Here is a 21,294-nt window from a genome sequence, read left to right on the forward strand (position 1 = left end):
CGCACGATGATGTTGCCCATGGCGTCGTATGAGTGATTTGCGGTGTTGCCTGGCGTTGCCGTCATGCTACTGAGCAGATTGCTGCTGTCGTAGTGGTAGCAGGTTGCCGTGGGCGCCATGGAACTCATGCGTTGTGATGCCCTTTGAGTGGGCGGAAGCGGTTCAGGTATATTGGTTTGCATAGACAATAGCTTCTCGCTGCAACAGATCGATACTGTGGGAAATTTTCCCCAGTCAGCATTAATTCGCATCGCAAATGTCGTCGATGTGCTCGCCAGTGAGGAATGTACGATGCCAAAAGTGACCCAATAAAGATGACCCCCCCCAGCTCTGTACAGCTCAGCAAGTTTCTAAGCCTTGTCCTTAGGCATAAACCTGATGCCATCGGGTTGGCTCTAGACCCCCAGGGCTGGGCTTTAATCGATGAGTTGATCGTCCAGAGCCGCACCGCCGGTACCCAGTTCACACAGGAGGATTTGCTGTGTGTCGTCAAGACCAGTGAGAAGAAAAGATTTTCCCTTTCTAAAGACGGGCAACGCATCCGAGCGGCACAAGGGCATTCGGTGGTCGTAGAACTAGGGTTGTCACCCAAGGAGCCGCCGAGCCTCCTATACCACGGGACCGCAACGCGATTCGCCGAATCGATCCTATCTATCGGGCTAAAGCCGCAGGCTCGACAGCAGGTTCACCTGTCCGCAGACGAAGCAGTTGCCCATCGCATTGGACAGCGTCACGGCAAGCCAATTGTCTTTAAGGTCGAAGCCCTTTGCATGCATGTAAGGGGTTTCGCTTTCTTCTTGGCAGATAACGGCGTATGGCTGACTGATCAGGTGCCGCCCGAATTCTTGGCACACTCGTCATTTAGCACGGCGGATTCCGCGATGACCTCAAAGCAGCCAAAGCTATCGACATAGATCACAAAGTGGCGCATGACCCATCTGTCTCGCCATTCAGGCACTGCATCGTTTCGTAATTCCGCCACCCAATCGGACTCCGTGACCTCGCAGACCGTGTCGTAAGTATCAGTGAGATGCCAAAGGGTGCAATAAATCTCCGCGCGTTTGCGGAAGGCCCGTGGCTTGACGAATAGCACGTCCATCTGGCGCTCGTGTCCATCGTCATCGAAAACCATCGAGAGCAAAAGCCCTCTGTCTTCATCGATAATTTTCGGCTCACGAACCGCCGCAGTAGAAGGGCACGGGAGTGAGAAGATCGGTAGCTTTTCCATCATTGCCCTCCGGAACGACGAACCGTGTCAAATGGGCCGCCAGGGTTGTGCGATAGTTGATCAGTGAGCCTCTTCTCAAATTCTCCGCTGCCAGTTCGATTAACCGTATTCCACTCTGACCTTGCGACCCCTGCCGAATCAAGCGCCTGCGAAGAACGTGTATTCAAGATGATGGTCTTGCTATCTCGAACGATGTAGTCGATCGGAACTTCAGATGGCTTCATGGCACCAGAGCGGAGTGCAGCAGCCACTTCATCAACACTCTTGCCTGCAAAAATACCGTCCTTGCTGAACATCGCGCCATAGGTTTTCTGTGCAAACTGAGCATCGGCGGCTATTCCCTTCGCCGCAACTGATCCGGCAACTACTTTTTCCGCCGCACCGCCTGCCCCGCCTGCAGCCATCGCCGTAAATTTTATCGATTCGACTGCAAGACCCTTTAGGTACCCCATCGGGTCGAAGTTTGGAAACACGTTCACTTCGGCCTGCCGCCCATCCGGGTCCACGTATTTGTAGGGGTTGTTATTGGCGTAGGCGTACCGGTTGAACGAGTGAGTGTTTTCTTCTTTGAAGTCAACCGGATCAACGCCCGTAAAACGCCCTATCAGAGGGATGTAGTAGCGCGCCCCCATGTAGGTAATCCAGTTCGTCTGGTCGTACGGCTTGCCCGCAAACCACAGCTTGTTGTTGGCACCGGCGGCGGGCGCTTGCAGCCGGTGCCCATAGGGCAGACCCCGTAAAACGCCCTATCAGAGGGATGTAGTAGCGCGCCCCCATGTAGGTAATCCAGTTCGTCTGGTCGTACGGCTTGCCCGCAAACCACAGCTTGTTGTTGGCACCGGCGGCGGGCGCTTGCAGGCGATGCCCGTAGGGCAGGTAGTTCTCCTTCCAGACCACGGCGCCATCGGCATCGGTGGCGATGGCGGGGCTGCCCAGAATGTCGTTGTGAAAGAACGTGAYGGTGGTCTGGGCGCCAGCGCTGGCTGCAAAGGCGCCGAAGGCCAGCAGCAGAGCAAGGCGTGCCAGAAGRCGCAACCAGAAGGAGTGGAGCGTGGAGATCGAGATCATTGTGCGGACTCCTTCTGGGCGATCCGCTTGCCGTTCAGGTAGATGTACTGAACCAGCCTGCGGGAGCTGGGGGAGTAGTCGGCCAGCAGGTTGCCGTGGGCGCCGTGGAACTCATGCGTTGTGATGCCTCCCTGGATGACCTGGGTGCGCTTTTGGCCACCGTCGTAGGCGTACTGCACCCGGGTGGCGGCGGTGGAGCAGTTGATGCACTTGAGATTGGGAACGCTGTCGTACTCAAATGTTCGGGGGCCGCGCACGATGATGTTGCCCATGGCGTCGTATGAGTGATTTGCGGTGTTGCCTGGCGTTGCCGTCATGCTACTGAGCAGATTGCTGCTGTCGTAGTGGTAGNGCACGATGATGTTGCCCATGGCGTCGTATGAGTGATTTGCGGTGTTGCCTGGCGTTGCCGTCATGCTACTGAGCAGATTGCTGCTGTCGTAGTGGTAGGAAAGTCGTAATCCTGGAATAGTCTGCGACGTGATATTGCCAGCGCCATCGTAGGAAATACTTCCGGAACCTTGCGGTGTTCTCAGGCTGGTCAGGCGATCCAGGTTGTCATATCCAAAGGTGCGGTCATAAGCATTGTCGATGCTGTCTGAAATGCCGGTCAGATTGCCAACGCCGTCGTAGGACAGTGAGGACCGGCTGTAGGGGGTTGATGACCGAACTGTAGAAAATGAACTGGGCCACAGGCGAGAATTTTGGCTGTACTCTGAGGAGACGCCATTCGCATACGTAATCCTGTTGACCTGCCCTGATGGCCAATAACTGACACTGGTGATATACCCGGAGACGGAAGTAGGGCGCCCGAGCGCATCCACGCCGTAGCGCACAATTTCACCGGAGAAAGGGTAGGTAATGGAAGTCAGGTGGTCATTTTCGTTGTATCCATACCTGGCCGTCCAGGTCATTCCATTGGCATTCAATGTTTCAGACTGGAGGTTTCCGTTTCCATCATAGGAAAAGCTGCGGGTAGCATCTGTCGAGAATGTTCGCAGTAAACGGTGCCTGTCATCATAAGTGTGGGTAACAGAAGGCGTGGCGCCTGTGTAATTGATGGTTCTCAGCCGATTCTGGCTGTCGTAACTGTACGTGGTGGTGCCTGAAGATCCCACATTCTTGGATGTCATATTGCCCGCTGCATCCCGGCCGTAGGATGTCGTGCCCGTTTCTGGATGGGTTGCGGAAATCATATATCCACTGCTGTTATAAGAATAGTGCCTTGTTATCCCAGCTTGCTTGGCAGACGTAATAAGGTCCTTGCTGTTGCGGTCGTAGTCCATGCTCGCGCTGGAATCAGGCGTAGTGATGGCCATCAGGAATTTTTTGTCAGGGTCGCCATATGCGCGATAGTAATTAATGGTGGTATTGCCATTTTCATCTCTGACCGATTTGGAGGAAGATCCATAGTTGATGAATTTGGATGTTCCATCTGGATTCCGGATTTGAGCGACGCGATCCAGAATATCGTAGGAGTACGATGTGCCCGAGCTGCTGCCGGGGTTGGATATGAATGTAGTGCGCCCCAGTGCATCTGTGGAGTATGAGGTACTGATACCCCCTCGGGTGACTGAGAATACTCTTCCGAAGGAGTTGTAGTTGATCGTTTCTGTCAGTGATCCACGCGTTGCGGTGCGGCTTCGGCTGGTGTAGCTGATGTTGACGTTATTGCCCTCTGGGTAGTCCACAGAGGTGATCCTGTTCATGGAGTCATATCCATAGCGAGTTGTTTCACCTCCAATGGTTTCGGAGGTTACATTGCCAGCGTTGCTCACTTCTCGTGTTATGGAAATTCCTTCAGGCTGGCTTTCGTTTTGTGCAACACCACGGCTGTAGTTGGAATAACTATGCGTTAGCGACCTTGGGAAGGTGGCGCTGCTTACATTGCCGGCGCTATCGTAGGTTCGGCTGATCGAGGCACCATTTTTTGTCTCATTGGTCATGTTGCCGCTGCTATCGAAATCCCGGGTGATCGAGTGACCCGAGGAACTTTCGTTTTGCGGCTGCCTGATGATCCACTTCGATGTATTTGTATAGTAGCTGACGGTAGTTGTTCTGTCGCCACCCCTTGTGCCTGATTCGGTGATGGTGCGAGGGTTTCCATAACTATCGAAATTGCTATAGGCAGTATCGTAGCTTGCGCCGTCGCGAGTAATGGTTTTGCGTGTGAGCAACGGTGCATTGGTTTCAAGATAATCGAATCTGGTCACAAATGCTCCGGGCCGAACATAGGTTTCCGTGGAAATTCTCTGTCCACTCCAGGTGTATTGTTCAGTTTGTTCGTCGCCAATGCGTTTCTGGATCAACAAACCGACCTTCCAGATGCTGCCAGCGCCAGCATAGTTGGGGCCTACGTGCTTATAGGTCGTCGTTCCTTCTGGCGAGGTGACTCGAGTCGTATCCAAGGAGCTATTGCCCCCGGGGGAATAGTCGAATGACCAGATTCCTCCCGTACTCATTGACTTCTTGCTCACAACATTGGATTTGCTGGCTGGATTGGACTGTGAGTCAAAAAATACGAAATCGTAGGTGTAGGTGATGCTCCCGCCTTGTGGTGTTGTGGCGGAACGCATGAGATAGCTCCCGGCAGAGGCACCATTATTTTCCGAATAATCGTACTCCCAGGTAGCATTGTCTGGCCTGGTAACGGTGCTCAGTTGATAGACTCCTGCGATACCAGAGGGCTTGTAAGAATAATCGTAGGTTTGTCCAGCACTGGTTATGCTGCTAATCCGTGCAGTTGTTTTTCCTGAGTCAATGTATGTAAATGAGGCAGATCTTCCATCACTGGTGCTAATGCTGCGTATCTCTGCGCTAGATGCCGATGCATAATTAATGTTGATGTAGTTTCCATTGCGATCCGTGATTTTTTTGGTGTGCCACTCATACATTGGATTAGCGGTCGACCCGGATCCCAACGCTTGGGTCATGTCATAAACCATCCCGTCGGGTGAGGTAACTACCAAGCCTATGCCACTGGTGCTGCACATAGCTTTCCATCGCTGCGTGGTAATCATCAGCGGAGAATTTTGGCCGGTGAAGGTAAGCAGCTGCCGACTGCCATCTGGAAGTTCTAGGATGGGGTTGTCTGAAACGGACTCAAGATTTTGATTCAGACAAGGGTATGAGTTTCGAGACTTTAGAATGCGACCAAAATGCAGGGTCCATCCCAAGCCAGCGCTCATTCTGGGCTGTGTCGGGTTGGCAGGATCGACACTGCTGCTGTTGTAAGAGCGGACAATGGTTAAATCCATTCCACCGTTGCCAGGAATTCTGAGGTCTATGTAGTGTCGCTGGAGTGCACCCGTAAACGGGTCGATATTTTCATTTTGGCTTTGATTGACGAATGCCCTGTTGGGCTGAATGCCAGGTTCTTTGTAGAAGTCTGGAATCGCCTCTTGTGCGTGTCCGATAGCGGTTGTGGAAAATAAAATGGCCCATAGCCATTTTGCGGATTTATTTTTCAAAATTTCCTCCCTGTGATTAATATTGCTTGGTGCTTGCTATCGATGGATGGTTTTGCTTCACCGCCTTGTAGTGAAGTCAATTTCATCGATAAAATTAATGGTCATCAAAAATATAGGTGGTGCGGCGCATGCGCAGAAGCGGGTGCCAATTAGAGAATCCCCATCAAGAGTTTGTAACTACCAACTCTGGTAGGTGTTGTTTGCTGGCATTGAGGTTAGGTCCTTTCGGTGTTGACGTCTGGGGTCTAGACGATGCTCGCTAAGTCCCCCCCAAAAAATCACCGGGCAATGACGTGATCGTGCCGGCCTTTCTTTCAATAGGCCCGAGCAACTGCGATGACTTGTTCTCGGTCGTATGGCCGTTTGGGCCTGTCTGCCTAAGGCCTGATGCCTGGGCAGTACAGTCGGGCGTTTGGAGTCACGCTGAGCGAACACAACCTAGGGCGTTTCCCCCAAAAATTCGGATGAAAATTGGCCCTGACGCTTATGGTGCGAGTGCTAGCAGCTATGAATATGTGAGTAGCTGGCTGCACAAAGCTGGCTGCGGCTTCGGGCCTCCATCGTGCCCACTTTCAAACGCCTGGACGTCCCTGCCGTACATGCGTCGCCAGCACCGCAGCCACTTCTTCTGCCACGCCCCGCACCGTCAGCGGCGCGCAGCCCTCGGCGTGGTTGCTGATGGTCACAAACGCGTTCTGCCCCCGGCGGGTGATGCCCGCAATCACGCTGGCAAGCTCGGCGCGGGTTGGCAGGTCGGGGTGGTGCAGGCGGTCATACGGGTCGTACAGCCGTTCCGCCTCTTCATAGCCATAGGGGCCGTGCACCGGGTTCAGGTTCCAGCGGCACACCAGGGGGCCTGGCCACAGCGCGCGCAGCATGGGCAGCTGTTGCTGCAGTGGCGGCATCTTGGCGTGCAGGCCCAGGCAGTAGGTGGCACCGGCTTCGCGCAGCACGGCGGCAAAGTCGGGGGTCAGCCATTCGGGGTCGCGCACTTCCACCGCAATCACCCCATCGGGCGCCGTGGGCGCGAGGGCTGGCAGGGCGAGCAGCATGGTGCGCAGGCGCTCCAGCAGCAGCGGCAGGCGGTCCAGCTGCGCCAGCGGCAGCGGGCTGAGCTGGAACACCAGTGCGCCCAGCTTGTGCCCCAGGCCTTGCAGGGCAGGCTCCACACACTCGCTGCGGGCCAGTTCGGGGCTCAAGAATGCTGGATTGGCCTGGCGGCCCCGGCCGTCTTCGCTGCGCACCAGGGCGTCGGTCACCACACTCGGCGCCTTCACCACAAACCGGAAGTCGTCGGGCGCCTGCGAGGCGTAGCGCTCGTACTGGCTGACGGTGAGCGGCCGGTAAAAGCTGCGGTCAATGCTCACGGTGCGCATCAGCGGGTGCTGGGCATATACCGCCAGGCCTTGCTTGGACAGTTGCGTGTCGGAATGTTCGCCCTCCCACACCAGGCCTTTCCAGCCGGGGTAGGTCCAGCTGGATGTGCCCAGGCGTAGCTGCGGGGGCAGGGTGGTGGCAAGGGCGGTGAGCGCGCCGTCGGGAGCCATGGCGGCTACTTGGCTGGAGCGTTTGCGCTGGGCAGGCGGTGCGGCGTGTTCTGCGGCTTCGGGCGCAGCGGCTTTGGTGGGCCGGGTGGAATGACGGAAAGGCGCGGGAGGTGTCGGGGCTTCGGGACTGCCGAACAGATCGTCTTGCATGCGGCGGGCAGGGCGGGTGGGTGAAGGGCGGCTGTGCGGGGTCACAACCCCGAGAACAACCCGCCCTCGTTCAGCAGCTCGTACGTGATCTCCGGCCGCTGGTCCATGCCCTTCTTGATGGCGGCCGGGATGGCCTGACGCGTCTTGCGGCACAGGCCGCGCTGCTCATGGACCAGGATGGTGATGCCGCGCAGGGTGCGCACTTCGTTGGGGCTGGGGGCGATGGTCAGGCGCAGGCCCAGTTGCTGCTCCATGCGTTCCTGTATGCGGCGCAGCTCGCTCAGGCTGCTGACGTTTTCCAGCCGCTGCAGCAGCTTTTTCTCTTCGGCCTGGGTGAGTTGCAGGATGCGCGTGTCGCCACCGGGCGATTGCAGGAGGGCGTCCCGGTCACAGACACAGGCGCCGGGTGGGCATTCTGTGCGGATGGGGAAGGAGAGGGAGGGGGCGTCCATGCAGGGGCGGGGGCTCGGTGGCCTGCGCATTTTAAGAGCGCGAGGGAAACGTTGTCGCTCGGTCGCCTCGCTCTCTCTGGATCCAATGCCGGGCAGTGGCTCACGCGCGCGACCCATCAGGTTGAAGGAAGGCTTTGGCGGCAGGCTTCAATACCGCTGCCAGAAACGACTAGCGCGCCCAGAAGGCGCGCCAGTCGAGTCCCTGCGGATGCAGTTATTTCAGACGATGCAGATCAGCGAAGGTTGCCCCGCTTGCGCTGCAGCCACACAGCACCCATGAGTGCCAGGCCCAGAAGCATCATGGCGTATTCGCTCAGGGTCGGGATGTTGCTGACCACTGCGCCGCCACGGGTCAGTGTGTAGAACTCGCCCGTGGTGACGTTGCCGTTGCCAGCACCCGGACCTCCAAGGGGCAAGTTTGCGGGAACCGGGCCAACGATGGAGTCGTTGTCCACCACATCCAATCTCAAGGTGCCGCTGCCGGTTCCTGTATTGACAGTGACGGTGTAGACGGATCCTGAACCGCTGACGCCAGTCACTGAAGCGCCTGCAATGGTTCCGGTCGATGTCAGCACGAAATCCGAAGCATCCACCCCAGTGACAGATTGGTTGAAAGTGACGGTGTAGTTGACGGCCGCCGCCGTGGTGGGGTTGGGATCAGCCCGCACAATAGATTGCACGGTCGGAGCACAGTCGGAGTCCGTGCAGCCTGCTATTTCAAACATGGTGCCGCCTTCCGGCAGGCCTTCGATGATGACACCCAGCTTGTAGGCACCCGTCTGCTGAATGCCCAGCAGGAACCGCAGATCAAGGGTGGCACCCGCGGCCAAGGGCGTGCCAAGGGTCACGGTGCCGGACGACAGCGTCGAATTGAAGCCGCCGCCGTTCGGCTGCGAGGGCGGCTGTTCCAGCGTGGTGCCTTGCACCGTGACGTTGCTGGTGCCGGATCCGCACGGCGCGCGGTCCACCGTGACCACAACGGCACTGGATGTGCGGGGGCGCAGGTCTGCGATGCCGGAAGGTGCGGGGAAGGTCGTCAGATCAATGATCTTGTAACGCAACCGTGTCAAGTTGCTTCCGCTGGTGTTGGTGAGGGTGCGTCGAATGTCCAGTGTTCCGAAGGTGGAGTTATTGGGGGGGTCGCTGGTGAAGTCTCTCACCGTATTGGGGGGCGAAGAGGGGGCCACGCAAGGGTCCAGCAGGGCGGGGGTTGCGATGCTGCCGATGACGGGGCTGGACAGGTTGGCTGGCGACGGTGCGCCCAGCCGCTGTCCGGCGCCGGCTGATGTGCCATTGGTGTCTACAAAGATGAAATCGACCGCGTTGTTGTTTGTGTCCAGCGCCACGCCGGTCGACAGGCAGGCCGTGAAGGTGGTGATGGACCCTTGCTTTCCACAGATGTCGCGGGTGAACGCGTAGTCGATGGAGAAAGGCGTGAGCGCGGGGTAGCCCGTACCTTCCTTGTACAGCGTGTTGGCTTCCGACGTGGAGCCCACGGCGTCAAGGCGGTTTGGCAGCGTGAAGTCCACCGCAACGCTGGTGTTGAACAGCGCGATACCTGCATTGTCGGGAATGTCGGTGGTGTACGTGGCGTCGCCAGTGGCCGTGGCGCCATTGCCCGCAGGGTACGCGGCCAGGGAGTAGGCAACGCTATTGACGCACAGGTAGTAGCCGAAGGCTGGAATCACCGTGCCGTTGGGGACCACGCAGCGCGCGACTCCATCCGAGGCAGCGACGGCAAAACCCGTGCCGCCGCCCGCCACCGTCAGCGGTGAAGCAGTTTCGTTGTAAAGCTTGATGAATTCATCATTGGCGCCACTGGGGCCGCGCACCCGAAATTCCCCGATGATCAGTGCAGAAGCCTGGGGCGCTGCGATGCACAGCAGGATGAAGGCCATCGCACTGAAGCGGCGAGGCACCAAAGAAAAAAAACTTCGAACAAGACAGTCGAATCTCATACATCCTCCGGCACAAAGTGCGTGGTTTAAGGCCGCAAGTGGATGTGTAAATGAGAAAGGAGGCTGTCTACCAGTTCACATACAAAAGCAATTTTTACGGGGCTTTTACAGGATGCGCCTTATCTGTAGCCCGCGCAATAGGTACAGGCCAGAAGGGGGCCAGTTGCATTGCGGTCATTTCTGAGGCTTTTGAATATCGGCCCGGTGCGTCCATCCGGGCTATTGCGCCCGTGTAGCCCGAAATGCCTGTGGCAAACTCGCGCGCTTCGCGTATTTTTTCGAGTTTCAGAGAGTTCGCCCACCCATGCAGCAGATCGTCCGGCAGTTGGCCGCAGAAATCAAAATCAGTGAACAACAGGTGCGCGCAGCGGTGGAGCTGCTCGACGGTGGCGCCACAGTGCCTTTCATCGCCCGCTATCGCAAGGAAGTGACGAATGGGCTGGACGATATCCAGCTGCGCGAGCTGGAAGCGCGCCTGTCCTACCTGCGCGAGCTGGAAGACCGCCGTGCCGCCGTGCTCAAGAGCATCGACGAGCAGGGCAAACTGACCGACGCTTTGCGCGCCGCCATCGCCGCGGCCCCCACCAAGCAGGAACTGGAAGACCTCTACCTGCCTTTCAAGCAAAAACGCCGTACCAAGGGCCAGATGGCGCGCGAATTCGGCATCGAACCCTTGGCCGACAAGCTGTTTGCCGATCCCACGCTGGACCCTGCGGCCGAGGCCGCCGCCTTCACCAAGCCCCCCGAAGTGCTGGACGATGGAAAGACGGGCGCCGATTTCTCCACCGTGCCGGCCGTGCTCGACGGCGTGCGTGACATCCTCTCCGAACGTTGGGCCGAGGACGCCGTGCTGGTGCAGTCGCTGCGCGAATGGCTGTGGACCGAGGGCTTGCTGCGCAGCAAGAAGGTGGAGGGCAAGAACGAGAACGACCCCGAGGTTTCCAAGTTTCGCGACTACTTCGAATACGACGAGCCCATTGGCCGCGTGCCATCGCACCGGGCGCTGGCGGTGTTCCGGGGCCGTGGGCTGGAGATCCTGGAAGCCAAGCTGGTGTTGCCCGTCGAGCCCGAGCCCGGCAAGCCCAGCCTGGCCGAAGGCAAGATTGCCCTGCACCTGGGCTGGAGCCACGCAGGCCGCCCGGCCGACGACCTGCTGCGCAAGTGCGTGGCCTGGACTTGGCGCGTGAAGCTGTCGCTCTCGACCGAGCGCGACCTGTTCGCCCGCCTGCGCGACGACGCCGAGAAGGTCGCCATCAAGGTGTTTGCCGACAACCTGCGCGACCTGCTGCTGGCCGCACCTGCCGGGCCGCGCGTGGTGATGGGGCTGGACCCGGGCATCCGCACCGGCGTGAAGGTGGCCGTGGTGGACGACACCGGCAAGCTGGTGGAGACCGCCACGGTGTACCCGCACGAGCCCAAGCGCGACTGGGACGGCTCTCTGTTCACGCTGGCCAAGCTGGCCGAAAAACACGGCGTGAACCTGATCGCGATTGGCAACGGCACGGCCAGCCGTGAGACCGACAAGCTGGCTGCCGACCTGATCAAGATGGCCGCCAAAGCCGAGCGCGCCATCGAGAAGGTGGTGGTGAGCGAAGCCGGTGCATCCGTCTATTCCGCCAGCGAATACGCGTCGCAAGAGATGCCCGATGTAGACGTGAGCCTGCGCGGTGCGGCGTCCATCGCCCGCCGCCTGCAGGACCCTCTGGCCGAACTGGTCAAGATCGACCCCAAGAGCATCGGCGTGGGCCAGTACCAGCACGACGTGAACCAGAGCGAGCTGGCCCGCACCCTGAGCACGGTGGTGGAAGACTGCGTGAACTCGGTGGGCGTGGACCTGAACACGGCCAGCGTGCCGTTGCTCAGCCGCGTGTCGGGCCTGTCGGGCAGCGTGGCCAAGGCCGTGGTGCGCTGGCGCGAGGCCAACGGCGCGTTCAAGAGCCGCAAGCAGCTGATGGACGTGGCGGGCCTGGGCGCCAAGACCTTCGAGCAGAGCGCGGGCTTCCTGCGCATCCGCGGCGGCGAGAACCCGCTCGACATGACCGGCGTGCACCCCGAGACCTACCCCGTGGTCGAGCAGATCATGGAGAAGACGGGCAAGCCCGTGGCCGAGATCATGGGCCGCGCCGACATGCTCAAGACGCTGAAGCCCGAGCTGTTCGCCAACGACAAGTTCGGCGTCATCACCGTCAAGGACATCCTGGGCGAGCTGGAAAAGCCCGGCCGCGACCCGCGCCCGGACTTCAAGGTGGCGCGCTTCAACGACGGCGTCGAGGACATCAAGGACCTCAAGGAAGGCATGATCCTGGAAGGCACCGTGAGCAACGTGGCCCAGTTCGGCGCCTTCATCGACCTGGGCGTGCACCAGGACGGCCTGGTACACGTGAGCCAGCTGGCGCACAAGTTCGTGAACGACGCACGCGAAGTGGTCAAGACCGGCGACATCGTCAAGGTCAAGGTCATGGAGGTGGACGTGGAGCGCAAGCGCATCGGCCTGTCGATGAAGCTGGGCGACGCGCCACCGCGCCAGGGTGGCGACCGGGGCGCGCCGCGGGACAACCGCTTCGAGGGCGCGGGCCGGGGCTACGCCCAGCCCCAGCGCCGCGCGCCCGAGCCCACACAGCAGTCGGCCATGGCATCGGCATTTGCCAAGTTGCAACAGGCCAAGGGCCGTTGACCAATTGGGGCGGGATTGCGGCGGTATGGGGGCCATAATCGCCAGCAACCCCAACTCTGGTGCCTGACCCCATGGAGCTGAACGCACTGCTCGCCCAACCCGTGGCTCTGCCCAGCCTTCCGCGCACGGTGGCACTGCTGATGAGCGAGCTGGCCCATGAAGAACCCAGCCTGCGGCGCCTCAACCAGCTTTTTGGCACCGACCCGGCACTGGCCGGGCGGCTGCTGGAGCTGGCCAATTCCCACACTTTCCAGGTACCGCGCCAGATTGCGGGCATCCCCGAAGCGCTGACGCTGCTGGGCATGGCCCAGGTGCGCGCGCTGGTCACGTCGGCGCCGCTGGGCACCACCTCACGCTCCGTGCCTGGGGTGAACATGCAGCAGTTCTGGCGCTACAGCCTCAACACCGCCAAGCTGGCGCGGTCGCTGGCGGGCATCGTGCACCAGAACCAGATCGCCGCGTACACAGCCGGCCTGCTGCATGCGCTGGGCGAACTGGTGATTCATCTGGCCGACCCGGAGAAGGCCCAGTCGGTCAACACCCTGGTGGCGCCGTTCGACCTGCGGCGCGGCAAGATCGAAGAACGCATCTTTGGCTACGGCTACGGCCATGTGACGGCCGGGCTGGCACGCCGCTGGCGGTTGCCGGAGGTGGTGGTGGACGCCTTGCAGCACCAGAGCGCGCCGTTTGACAACAATGCCTACGAGCCCCTGGCGGGCGTGATCCATCTGGCCGCCTGGCGTGCCCGGGCCCGCGAGGCGGAGCTGGGCGAAAAGGAACTGGCCGTGTCCTTCCCCGGCGAAGTGGGCCTGGCGCTGGGGCTGGACATCGACATGGTGCTGCAGCAAGACCCTATCGACTGGACAGCGAAGCCCGAGGCTGCCGACTACGTGGTCTGAGAACCGGTTCTGAGGACGCAGCCCTTGTGGCTTTGCGAAAATTCCGCCCATGAAAGCCCTGCGCATCCATGCCGGCCCCCGCGCCCGCCAACACCTTGAAAACCACGGCCTGCAGCCCGGCGATGTGGGCGTGATCCCTGCTGCAGCTGGAGGGCCGAAGGGATTGATCCTGGGGCCATTGGACCGTTTCATCTTTGGTGAATGGCTGCCCCAGTCCAGCCAGCCGGTGCACCTGGTGGGCGCCTCGATTGGTGCCTGGCGCATGGCCACGGCCTGCCTGCAGCAGTCGGTGGCGGCCTTCGAGCGGCTGGAGCACGACTACATCCACCAGAACTACGACCTGCCGCCTGGCAAGAAGCGCCCCACGGCCGCGCATGTGAGCGAGCGGTTTGGCCAGAACCTGCAGGCGTTTTACGGCGGGCGCATCGACGAGGTGCTGAACCACCCGCGCTACCGCCTGCACATCGTCACCTCGCGCGGGCGGCATCTGCTGGGGCGCGAGCACCGCGTGGCCACGCCGCTGGGCTATCTGGGCGCCTTTCTGACGAACACGGTGCACCGCAAGGCGATGGGGGCGTGGCTGGAGCGGGTGGTGTTCTCCTCGTCCGACGCGTCCAGTATCTCCGCCGAGGGGGCTGCGTGTGCTGCATTGCCCTTTGGCACCTCGGACTACCGCACCCGCCAGGTGCTGCTGCACGGCGGCAACTTCATGCAGGCGCTGCAGGCCAGCTGCTCGATTCCGTTTGTGCTGCAGGCGGTGCACAACATTCCGGGCGCGCCCCGTGGGGCATATTGGGACGGGGGCATCACCGACTACCACCTGCACCTGGCCTACGGCCGGCAAAAACAGGATGCTATTGAATTAATAGCTGATGGCGCTTATCCATCCAGCGCTGGCGGTCAAAAAGACTTAAATTCTGGCCCCACTGCATCGCCCGGCCTGGTGCTGTACCCGCATTTTCAGCACCGCGTGGTGCCTGGCTGGCTGGACAAGGGGCTCAAGTGGCGCCACCATTCCACGCCCGCACTGGACAACATGGTGGTGCTGTCACCCAGCCCCGATTGGGTACAAAGCCTGCCCAACGCCAAGCTGCCTGACCGCAACGATTTCACCCACTACGGCGCCGACGGCTCCGCACGCGCCAAGGCCTGGTTTGCGGCCACGCGGGCCAGCCAGCAACTGGTGGACGAGTGGCAGGCATGGCTGGCGCGGCCGGACATGAACGCCGTACACCCGCTGTAGGAGGCGGCCACGCTCAGACGTACTCAGGTCGATGCAGGCCGCCGTGCCGCCTCCTGCACGGCCCGGGCCGCGTGGCGGGCGGCGTGTTCGCGGGCCCAGGTCAGCACCTCGTGCGCCGGCATCGGCCGCGCAATGCCAAAGCCCTGGGCGCGCTCGCAGCCCAGCTCGAGCAGCCGGGCCGCCTGCGCGGCCGTCTCCACGCCTTCGGCCACCACATGCCGGTGGAAGGCGGCGGCCAGCGCGACGATGGCGCTCACAAGCGTGAGGTCGTCGCCATCTTCCAGAATGCCGCGCACGAACGACTGGTCGATCTTGATCGTCTCGGCGGGAAGGCGCTTCAAGTAGGACAGCGAGGAGAAGCCGGTGCCGAAGTCGTCCAGCGCAAAACGCACCCCCAGCGCCTGGCAGCTTTGCATCATGTGGCGCATGTACTGCATGTCTTGCAGGGCCGCAGATTCGAGGATCTCCAGCTCCAGGCGGGTGGGCGACACCTCGGGGCAGGTGTGCAGGATGTCCTTGAGCCGCTCGACAAAATTGGGTCGGTGGAAATGGGGCGCCGAGATGTTCACGCTCACCTCCCACAGCATGCCGGCGTCCGTCCACTGCCGCATCTGCGCCAGGGCCTGTCGCAGCACCCATTCGCCCACTTCCACCTCCAGTTCGGCATCCTCGATCAGCGGCAGCACATGCTGCGGGCCCAGCAGGCCCTGGTCGGGGTGTTGCCAGCGCAGCAGGGCCTCCAGCCCCAGGATCTCGCCGGTGCGCAGGTGGATCTTGGGCTGGTAGTGCAGCACCAGTTCGCCCGCATGCAGCGCCTGGGCCACGCGGGTCTGGCGGGTGTGCTGGGTCTGTACGGCGTGGTCCAGCTGCACGTCGAACACATGCATCTGGTTGCGGCCAAAGCTCTTGGCCTGGCACATGGCCTGGTCGGCGTGGCGCAGCAGGGTGTCGGGGTTGGCGTCGTCCTGCGGAAACACGGCCACGCCCACACTCACGGTGGTGTGCAGCACGCGGTCGTCAATGGCGTAGGGGGCGGCCAGCTGTTGCATGAGCACGCCCACGCGCGCCTCGATGGCGGGCACATCGGGCAGTTCGCCCAGCAGCAGCACGAATTCGTCGCCCCCCATGCGCGCCACGGCGTCCTGTGGCGTGATGAAGGCACCCAGGCGCCGCGCGGTTTCCTTGAGCAGGCGGTCGCCCACGCGGTTGCCATGGGTGTCGTTCACGGTCTGGAAATGGTCCAGGTCGAGCATGCACACTGCCAGCAGCAGCCCCTTTTGCCGTGCCACGAAGATGGCATGGGTCAGGCGCTCGGCCAATGCGGCGCGGTTGTACAACCCGGTGAGCGGATCGTGCCGGGCATGCCACGAAATCTGGTGGCGCAGGTTGCGGGTTTCGGTCACGTCGCGGAACACCAGCACGCAGCCCACGGCCATGCCGTCGCCCTTGCGGATCGCCGACGCGGTGTACTCGATGGCGTAGCGTTCGCCCGAGCGGTGGATCAACACCTCGTACGTGACCTGCTGCAGGGCGCCGGGCACGGTGTCCCGCTCGGCGGCCGAACTGGCGTTGCGGCTGGCAAGCTCTTCGTACAGGCGAAAGACGTCGTCCAGCTGCCGCCCCAGGGCCTGGTCGGCCGTGAAGCCGGTCATGAGCTGTGCGGCCTCGTTGATGGTTTCGATGCATCCCGAAAGGTCGGTGGTGATCACCCCATCGCCGATGGAGGCGAGCGTGACCTCAGCCCTTTCTTTCTCTGCGCGCAGGGCCTCCTGAGCGCGTTTGCGTTCGGTCACATCGACCAGGGTGCCGATGGTGCCGGCCAGCGTGCCCCGGGTGGTGGTGAAGGGGGCCTCGTAATAGGCCATGTCCCGTGGGGGCTGGTGGTTGGCGGGTTGCACGCGGATCTCGTTGTCCTGCGCCTGCGCGATCTGGGTAGAACGCTCGGGCGACAGCTCCTCCGGATACGCCGGTGGCGAGGCCTGTGCACTGCCTGCGCTGGCAGGTGCGTGAAAAATTCGCTGCCAGGCACGGTTGACTTCGAGGGTGACGCCGCTGGCATCCCGCACGAACACCGGCAGGGGGAGGGCGTCGATCAGCTGGCGCGTGAAATGCAGTTGCTCGCTCTGCTGGTGCTGGGTTTCGCGCAGCGACAGCACCAGCGACTGGACCTTGCCCGCCATGTCATTGAAGGTGGCCGCCATGGCGCGCGATTCGAGTGTGCCCGTGACCTCCATGCGCGTGTCCAGGCGGCCCTGGCGGAACGCATCCGTCGCTTCGGCCAGGCGGCGCAGCATACGGGCATTTGCCCGAAGCAGCAGCGTGAGCAGAAACAGGATGGTGAAAATATTGAGCGCCGAGATGCGCAACTGCACTACCACCGTGCTCCAGACCTGGCTGACGAGGGGCGCTGCTTGCAACGTCACCGTCAGGCGCCCAGGCGACCCGCCATCGGCCAGGGCCTGGCCGAACTGCTGCGAGGGTGGCGTGATGTTGACCCATTGGGCAAACCAGTCCGGGGCAGCGGCGGCCATGCGGGGCGCCCGGGCTTCGGTGGCGGGCTCGTTGCCCACTTGCCATTTCAGCGAATGGATGCCCGGCCCGAAGCTGGCAAGCCCTTGGCTGAGCAGCGTGGCCTGGGCTTCGCGGTGGGAAGGGGGCAGGGCCACCAGCGAGGGCAGCAGTACATCGGCCGCGCGCCGCAGCTCGGTGGCGGCGTGGCGGCGCACCTCGTCGGTTTCCGTGGCCACTAGGTAGTGGTAACGCACTGCACTGACCAGCACGATGATCAGCGCGATGGGCACATACAGCCGGGGATAGGTGCCCCGCAGGAGCCAGGTGCTGAGATTTCCGGTGCGCATGGACAGTGGCCCTCCCCCCTTGGAACACGCTCCAGTACCCAGGGTAATAAATTGTTAATTAATTGTTGATTGGTCGGAGTCTAGCGCGTAGTGATGTGCGTCGGATGGGTTTGGACAGCGCAATCCTGCCCGGTGTGGTGACAGCAGGAAGGCCCGTGTGGGGAATGGGGAACACAGCGCGCCGGACGCTCCGGCGTCGCCTCTCAACCCTCAAAGATCGCCGGTGTGCTTAAAGGCTGTTCAAAGTCTTTTTGGAGATCGCATTGGAGTGCAATCGGGATGAATGGATGCCTCGGATGCGCCGCATGGAATCGTGCCCATGCAAGCAGCCGGGGCGTCAAACCACTCAAGCTCATCGGCCCGATTTCACTCCAACCCTGCGGGCAAGTGCCTTGCAGGGCGGTCTGCGGCGTTGCGGCGTTTGCCAATAGCCGAGTTATTGGCTGCACCCCGCGCCTGGCATCCCATCCCGGCAAGGCACTTGTGAGACTCCAAAAAATATTCTGAACAGGCTCTTACAGCGACTGGGCCAGCATGTCGCGGTACTCCTCGGGCGTGGCGATGCGCGGATTGGTCTTGTGGCAATGGTCGGCCATCGCGCCCTTGATGATGTCGTCGAACATGCCCTCGGTCACCCCCATGGCTGCCAGACCGGTGGGCAGGCCCAGGCGGGCGTTCATGTCGCGGATAGCTTCAGGGATGTCGCCCGCACTGGCCAGGCCCATGGCGTGGGCCATGCGCTCCAGGCGTTTTTCCTTTTGCACCGATTCGGCCGTTGCATTGAAACGGATGACAGCGGGCAGGAACATGGCGTTGAGGGTGCCGTGGTGCAGGCGCGGGTTCACCCCGCCCAGGCTGTGGCTGAGTGAATGCACGGCGCCCAGGCCCTTCTGGAACGCCATGGCGCCCTGCATGCTGGCGCTCATCATGTGCAGGCGCGCGTCGCGGTCGCTGCCGGTTTTGGTGGCTTGCTCGATGTTGGCCCAGCCGCGCGTGAGGCCATCAAGCGCAATGCCATCGGCCGGGGGGTTGAAGGCTGCCGACATGAAGGTCTCCATGCAGTGCGCAATCGCGTCCATGCCGGTGGCGGCTGTCAGCATGGGGGGCAGGCCCAGCGTGAGTTCGGGGTCGCAGATGGCGGTTTTGGGCACCAGGTTCCACGAGTGAAAGCCCAGCTTTCTGTGGTCATCCACGATGATGATGGCGCCGCGCGCCACCTCGCTGCCCGTGCCGCTGGTGGTGGGCACCGCGATCAGCGGCGCTGCGCGGTCGGTGATGCGCGGCGAGCCGCCTTCGATGGTGGCGTAGTGGGTCAGCGGCCCCTCGTGCGTGGCGGCGATCGCAATGCCCTTGGCGCAGTCGATGGCCGAGCCGCCTCCCACGGCGATCAGGCCGTCGCAGCCCTGGGCCTTGTACATCTCCACGGCGGCGCGCACGGCGGCTTCGGTGGGGTTCGACGGCGTCTGGTCAAACACCGCCACGGTCAGGCCGGGCAGAGCGTCCAGCGCCTTTTGCAGCACGCCTGCGGCCTTCACACCGGGGTCCGTAACGATCAGAGGGCGTGTGATGCCGACACGCTCGCATTCCTGCTGGAGCAGCTTGACCGCGCCGAATTCGAACTGGATCTGGGTGACGTAGTAGATGAATGCCATGGTGCAACAGGATGTGTGAATAAAAGCGCCAGCGATTACGATAGCCCGCCAGCCTTCAGAGCGGTCAACAAAACTCAGCGAACCGGTTCTGGCTAGGCGCTGCGTCGCAGGCAGTACGGGTAGTACGACAAGACGCGGCAACGACACCAGAAGAGTTTTGTTGGCCGCTCCAATCCCACTTTATAAGGAGGAGACACGCATGCATACGAAGCAAACCCTGATGGCAGCCCTGATGGCCGTCGCATCTGTGACAAACGCCCAGGCCCAGTGCCTCACCGATGCGCAGGCCGCCGACATGGTGGCCAGCTACATCGCCAAGACCCCCGCAGCCAACCCCGAGAACCTCTCGGACGCCGATGGCGCCTGCACGCGCGGCAAGGTCAACGCATTGCTGGCGCAGCGCCTGGGCAAGGTGATTGGCTACAAGGCGGGCCTCACCAACCCTGCCGTGCAAAAACGCTTCAACACCGACAAGCCCGTGTGGGGCAAGCTGTATGAGGGGATGGTGCTGGAGAACGGTGCCACGGTGGACGCGGCGTTTGGTGCCCGTCCGCTGTACGAGGCGGACATGCTGGTGCGCGTGAAAAGCGCCGCCATCAACCACGCCAAGACCCCCATGGAAGTGCTGGAGGCGGTGGACCAGATCATCCCTTTCATGGAGTTGCCCGATCTCATGGTGCAGGCCCCACCCAAGCTCAACGGCGCGGGCGTGTCGGCCATCAACGTGGGCGCGCGCCTGGGTGTGGCCGGCGCGCCCCTTGCAGTGCCAGCCTATCGCGGCGAGCGTTTTGTGATGTTGAAGGCGCTGGCGGATATGAATGTCTCGCTCAGCGATGGCAGTGGTGCGCGACTGGGCGGCGGCAAGGGCAGCGACATCCTGGAGCATCCGCTCAATGCTGTGGTGTGGCTGGCTGGCGCATTGGCGCAGGAAGGGCTGGCCATGCAGCCGGGCGACCTGATCAGCCTGGGCTCGTTTTCGCCGCTGCTGCCGCCCAAGGCAGGCCTTGTGGTCACCGCGACCTACGACGGCCTGCCGGGCGCCGCGCCCGTGCGTGTGACCTTCAAGTAAACGACCCAAGCCTTGCCCGCACGGTGCGGGCTGTTCCCCTGTTGCCGAGACCTTGACTGTTGACCGATCTGCACATCCACCACACCCGCCTCACCCCCCAGATGCGCAGCGTGCTCGAACGCATGGCGCGTGCGGGGCACGCCCCGCTGCACACCCGCTCGCCCCAGGATGCACGCACTGCCTACCAGGCGGGAGCCGATGTGCTGGAGGTGCCCAAGGCGGCCCTGGCGCGGGTGGAGGACCTGCACATCCCCGCGCGCGATGGCCATGCGCTGCCCGCGCGGCTGTACGCACCGACCACGGAAGTTGGCCTGCCGGTGCTGCTGTACACCCACGGCGGTGGCTTCACCATCGGCAACATCGCCACCCACGACATCCTGTGCCGTGAGCTGGCGCGCCTGGCCGGCTGCATGGTGGTGTCGCTGGACTACCGGCTGGCGCCGGAGCACCGCTTTCCGACGGCCAGCGACGATGCATGGGATGCGCTGAAGTGGCTGGCAGCGCAGGCCACCACCCTGGGGGCGGACCCGGCGCGCCTGGCCGTGGGTGGCGACAGCGCAGGCGGCACGTTGGCTGCCGTCAATGCCATCCTGGCGCGGGATGCGCGGCTGCCCCTGGCGCTGCAGCTGCTGATCTACCCGGGCTGCGCGGCCCACCAGGACACGCCGTCCCACAGCACTTTCGCGCATGGCCTGGTGCTGGAAGAGCCCGCTATCAGCTGGTTCTTTGGCAACTATGTGCAAAGCCGCGAGGAGCGCGAGGACTGGCGTTTTGCCCCCCTGCTCGCACCGGATGTGGAGGGCGTAGCCCCGGCCTGGGTGGGCCTGGCCGAATGCGACCCGCTGGTGGACGAGGGCATCGAGTACGCCGACAAACTGCGCCTGGCCGGTGTGCCCGTAGACCTCGACATCTACCGGGGCGTCACCCACGAATTCATCAAGATGGGCCGCGCCATCCCCGAAGCGCGCAAGGCCCATGCCGACGCAGCCCGTGCGTTGCGCCGGGCCTTTGGAATGGAGTGAAGAC

14 protein-coding genes are annotated in these 21,294 nt (G+C 62.0%); 6 read left to right on the top strand and 8 right to left on the bottom strand.

What is annotated here, in order from left to right:
* The first annotated feature begins 314 nt into the window (after nt 1–314).
* Nucleotides 315–914 (top strand): RNA 2'-phosphotransferase, encoded by a 600-nt coding sequence (locus ASE39_RS25745; RefSeq protein ID WP_100199509.1) that lies wholly within the window; start codon nt 315–317, stop codon nt 912–914.
* Here ASE39_RS25745 and ASE39_RS26865 read toward each other — a convergent pair.
* The 6 genes from ASE39_RS26865 to ASE39_RS08555 form a co-directional block, all read right to left on the bottom strand.
* Nucleotides 827–1,228 (bottom strand): hypothetical protein, encoded by a 402-nt coding sequence (locus ASE39_RS26865; RefSeq protein WP_010465572.1) that lies wholly within the window; start codon nt 1,226–1,228, stop codon nt 827–829. The genes ASE39_RS25745 and ASE39_RS26865 overlap by 88 nt on opposite strands.
* The gene (locus ASE39_RS27080; protein WP_242421390.1) at nt 1,228–1,908 is read right to left on the bottom strand and encodes an RHS repeat-associated core domain-containing protein; all 681 of its coding nucleotides are present in this window, start codon (nt 1,906–1,908) and stop codon (nt 1,228–1,230) included. The genes ASE39_RS26865 and ASE39_RS27080 overlap by 1 nt, the downstream gene beginning before the upstream one ends.
* A complete protein-coding gene (locus tag ASE39_RS08535; protein ID WP_242421388.1) occupies nt 1,811–2,296 on the bottom strand; it encodes an RHS repeat-associated core domain-containing protein in 486 nt (161 codons plus the stop codon). Before ASE39_RS08535 ends, ASE39_RS27080 begins: the two co-directional genes overlap by 98 nt.
* Nucleotides 2,297–6,338: 4,042 nt before the next feature.
* On the bottom strand, nt 6,339–7,463 hold the full coding sequence (locus ASE39_RS08545; RefSeq protein ID WP_057270861.1) for a DUF72 domain-containing protein: 1,125 nt from the start codon (nt 7,461–7,463) through the stop codon (nt 6,339–6,341).
* Between the two features lie 41 nt (nt 7,464–7,504).
* Nucleotides 7,505–7,915 (bottom strand): hypothetical protein, encoded by a 411-nt coding sequence (locus ASE39_RS08550; RefSeq protein ID WP_057270862.1) that lies wholly within the window; start codon nt 7,913–7,915, stop codon nt 7,505–7,507.
* A 233-nt stretch (nt 7,916–8,148) separates the two neighbouring features.
* Nucleotides 8,149–9,813 carry an IPTL-CTERM sorting domain-containing protein gene (locus ASE39_RS08555; RefSeq protein WP_057270863.1) on the bottom strand — a complete coding sequence of 555 codons (1,665 nt, stop codon included), beginning with the start codon at nt 9,811–9,813 and terminating at the stop codon, nt 8,149–8,151.
* Nucleotides 9,814–10,177: 364 nt separating this feature from the next.
* On the opposite strand from ASE39_RS08555, the gene ASE39_RS08560 reads away from it, so the two are divergent.
* From ASE39_RS08560 to ASE39_RS08570, 3 genes are all read left to right on the top strand, one after another.
* Nucleotides 10,178–12,547 (top strand): Tex family protein, encoded by a 2,370-nt coding sequence (locus ASE39_RS08560; protein ID WP_057270864.1) that lies wholly within the window; start codon nt 10,178–10,180, stop codon nt 12,545–12,547.
* Between the two features lie 71 nt (nt 12,548–12,618).
* Nucleotides 12,619–13,446, top strand: coding sequence for an HDOD domain-containing protein (locus ASE39_RS08565; protein ID WP_010465558.1), 828 nt, complete (start codon nt 12,619–12,621; stop codon nt 13,444–13,446).
* 49 nt (nt 13,447–13,495) lie between these two features.
* Complete coding sequence (locus ASE39_RS08570) at nt 13,496–14,689, top strand: phospholipase (RefSeq protein ID WP_057270865.1); 1,194 nt, start codon at nt 13,496–13,498, stop codon at nt 14,687–14,689.
* Between the two features lie 23 nt (nt 14,690–14,712).
* Here ASE39_RS08570 and ASE39_RS08575 read toward each other — a convergent pair whose 3' ends face one another.
* Complete coding sequence (locus tag ASE39_RS08575; protein ID WP_057270866.1) at nt 14,713–17,547, bottom strand: EAL domain-containing protein; 2,835 nt, start codon at nt 17,545–17,547, stop codon at nt 14,713–14,715.
* Between the two features lie 515 nt (nt 17,548–18,062).
* A complete protein-coding gene (locus ASE39_RS08580) occupies nt 18,063–19,199 on the bottom strand; it encodes an iron-containing alcohol dehydrogenase (RefSeq protein ID WP_057270867.1) in 1,137 nt (378 codons plus the stop codon).
* Between the two features lie 199 nt (nt 19,200–19,398).
* Between ASE39_RS08580 and ASE39_RS08585 the strand changes: the two genes are divergently transcribed.
* On the top strand, nt 19,399–20,268 hold the full coding sequence (locus tag ASE39_RS08585) for a fumarylacetoacetate hydrolase (RefSeq protein ID WP_010465550.1): 870 nt from the start codon (nt 19,399–19,401) through the stop codon (nt 20,266–20,268).
* Nucleotides 20,269–20,369: 101 nt separating this feature from the next.
* Nucleotides 20,370–21,290, top strand: coding sequence for an alpha/beta hydrolase (locus ASE39_RS08590; RefSeq protein WP_242421391.1), 921 nt, complete (start codon nt 20,370–20,372; stop codon nt 21,288–21,290).
* The last annotated feature ends 4 nt before the right edge of the window (nt 21,291–21,294 follow it).

This window comes from Acidovorax sp. Root267 (genome assembly GCF_001429215.1).
In the GTDB taxonomy this organism is placed as follows: domain Bacteria; phylum Pseudomonadota; class Gammaproteobacteria; order Burkholderiales; family Burkholderiaceae_C; genus Acidovorax; species Acidovorax radicis.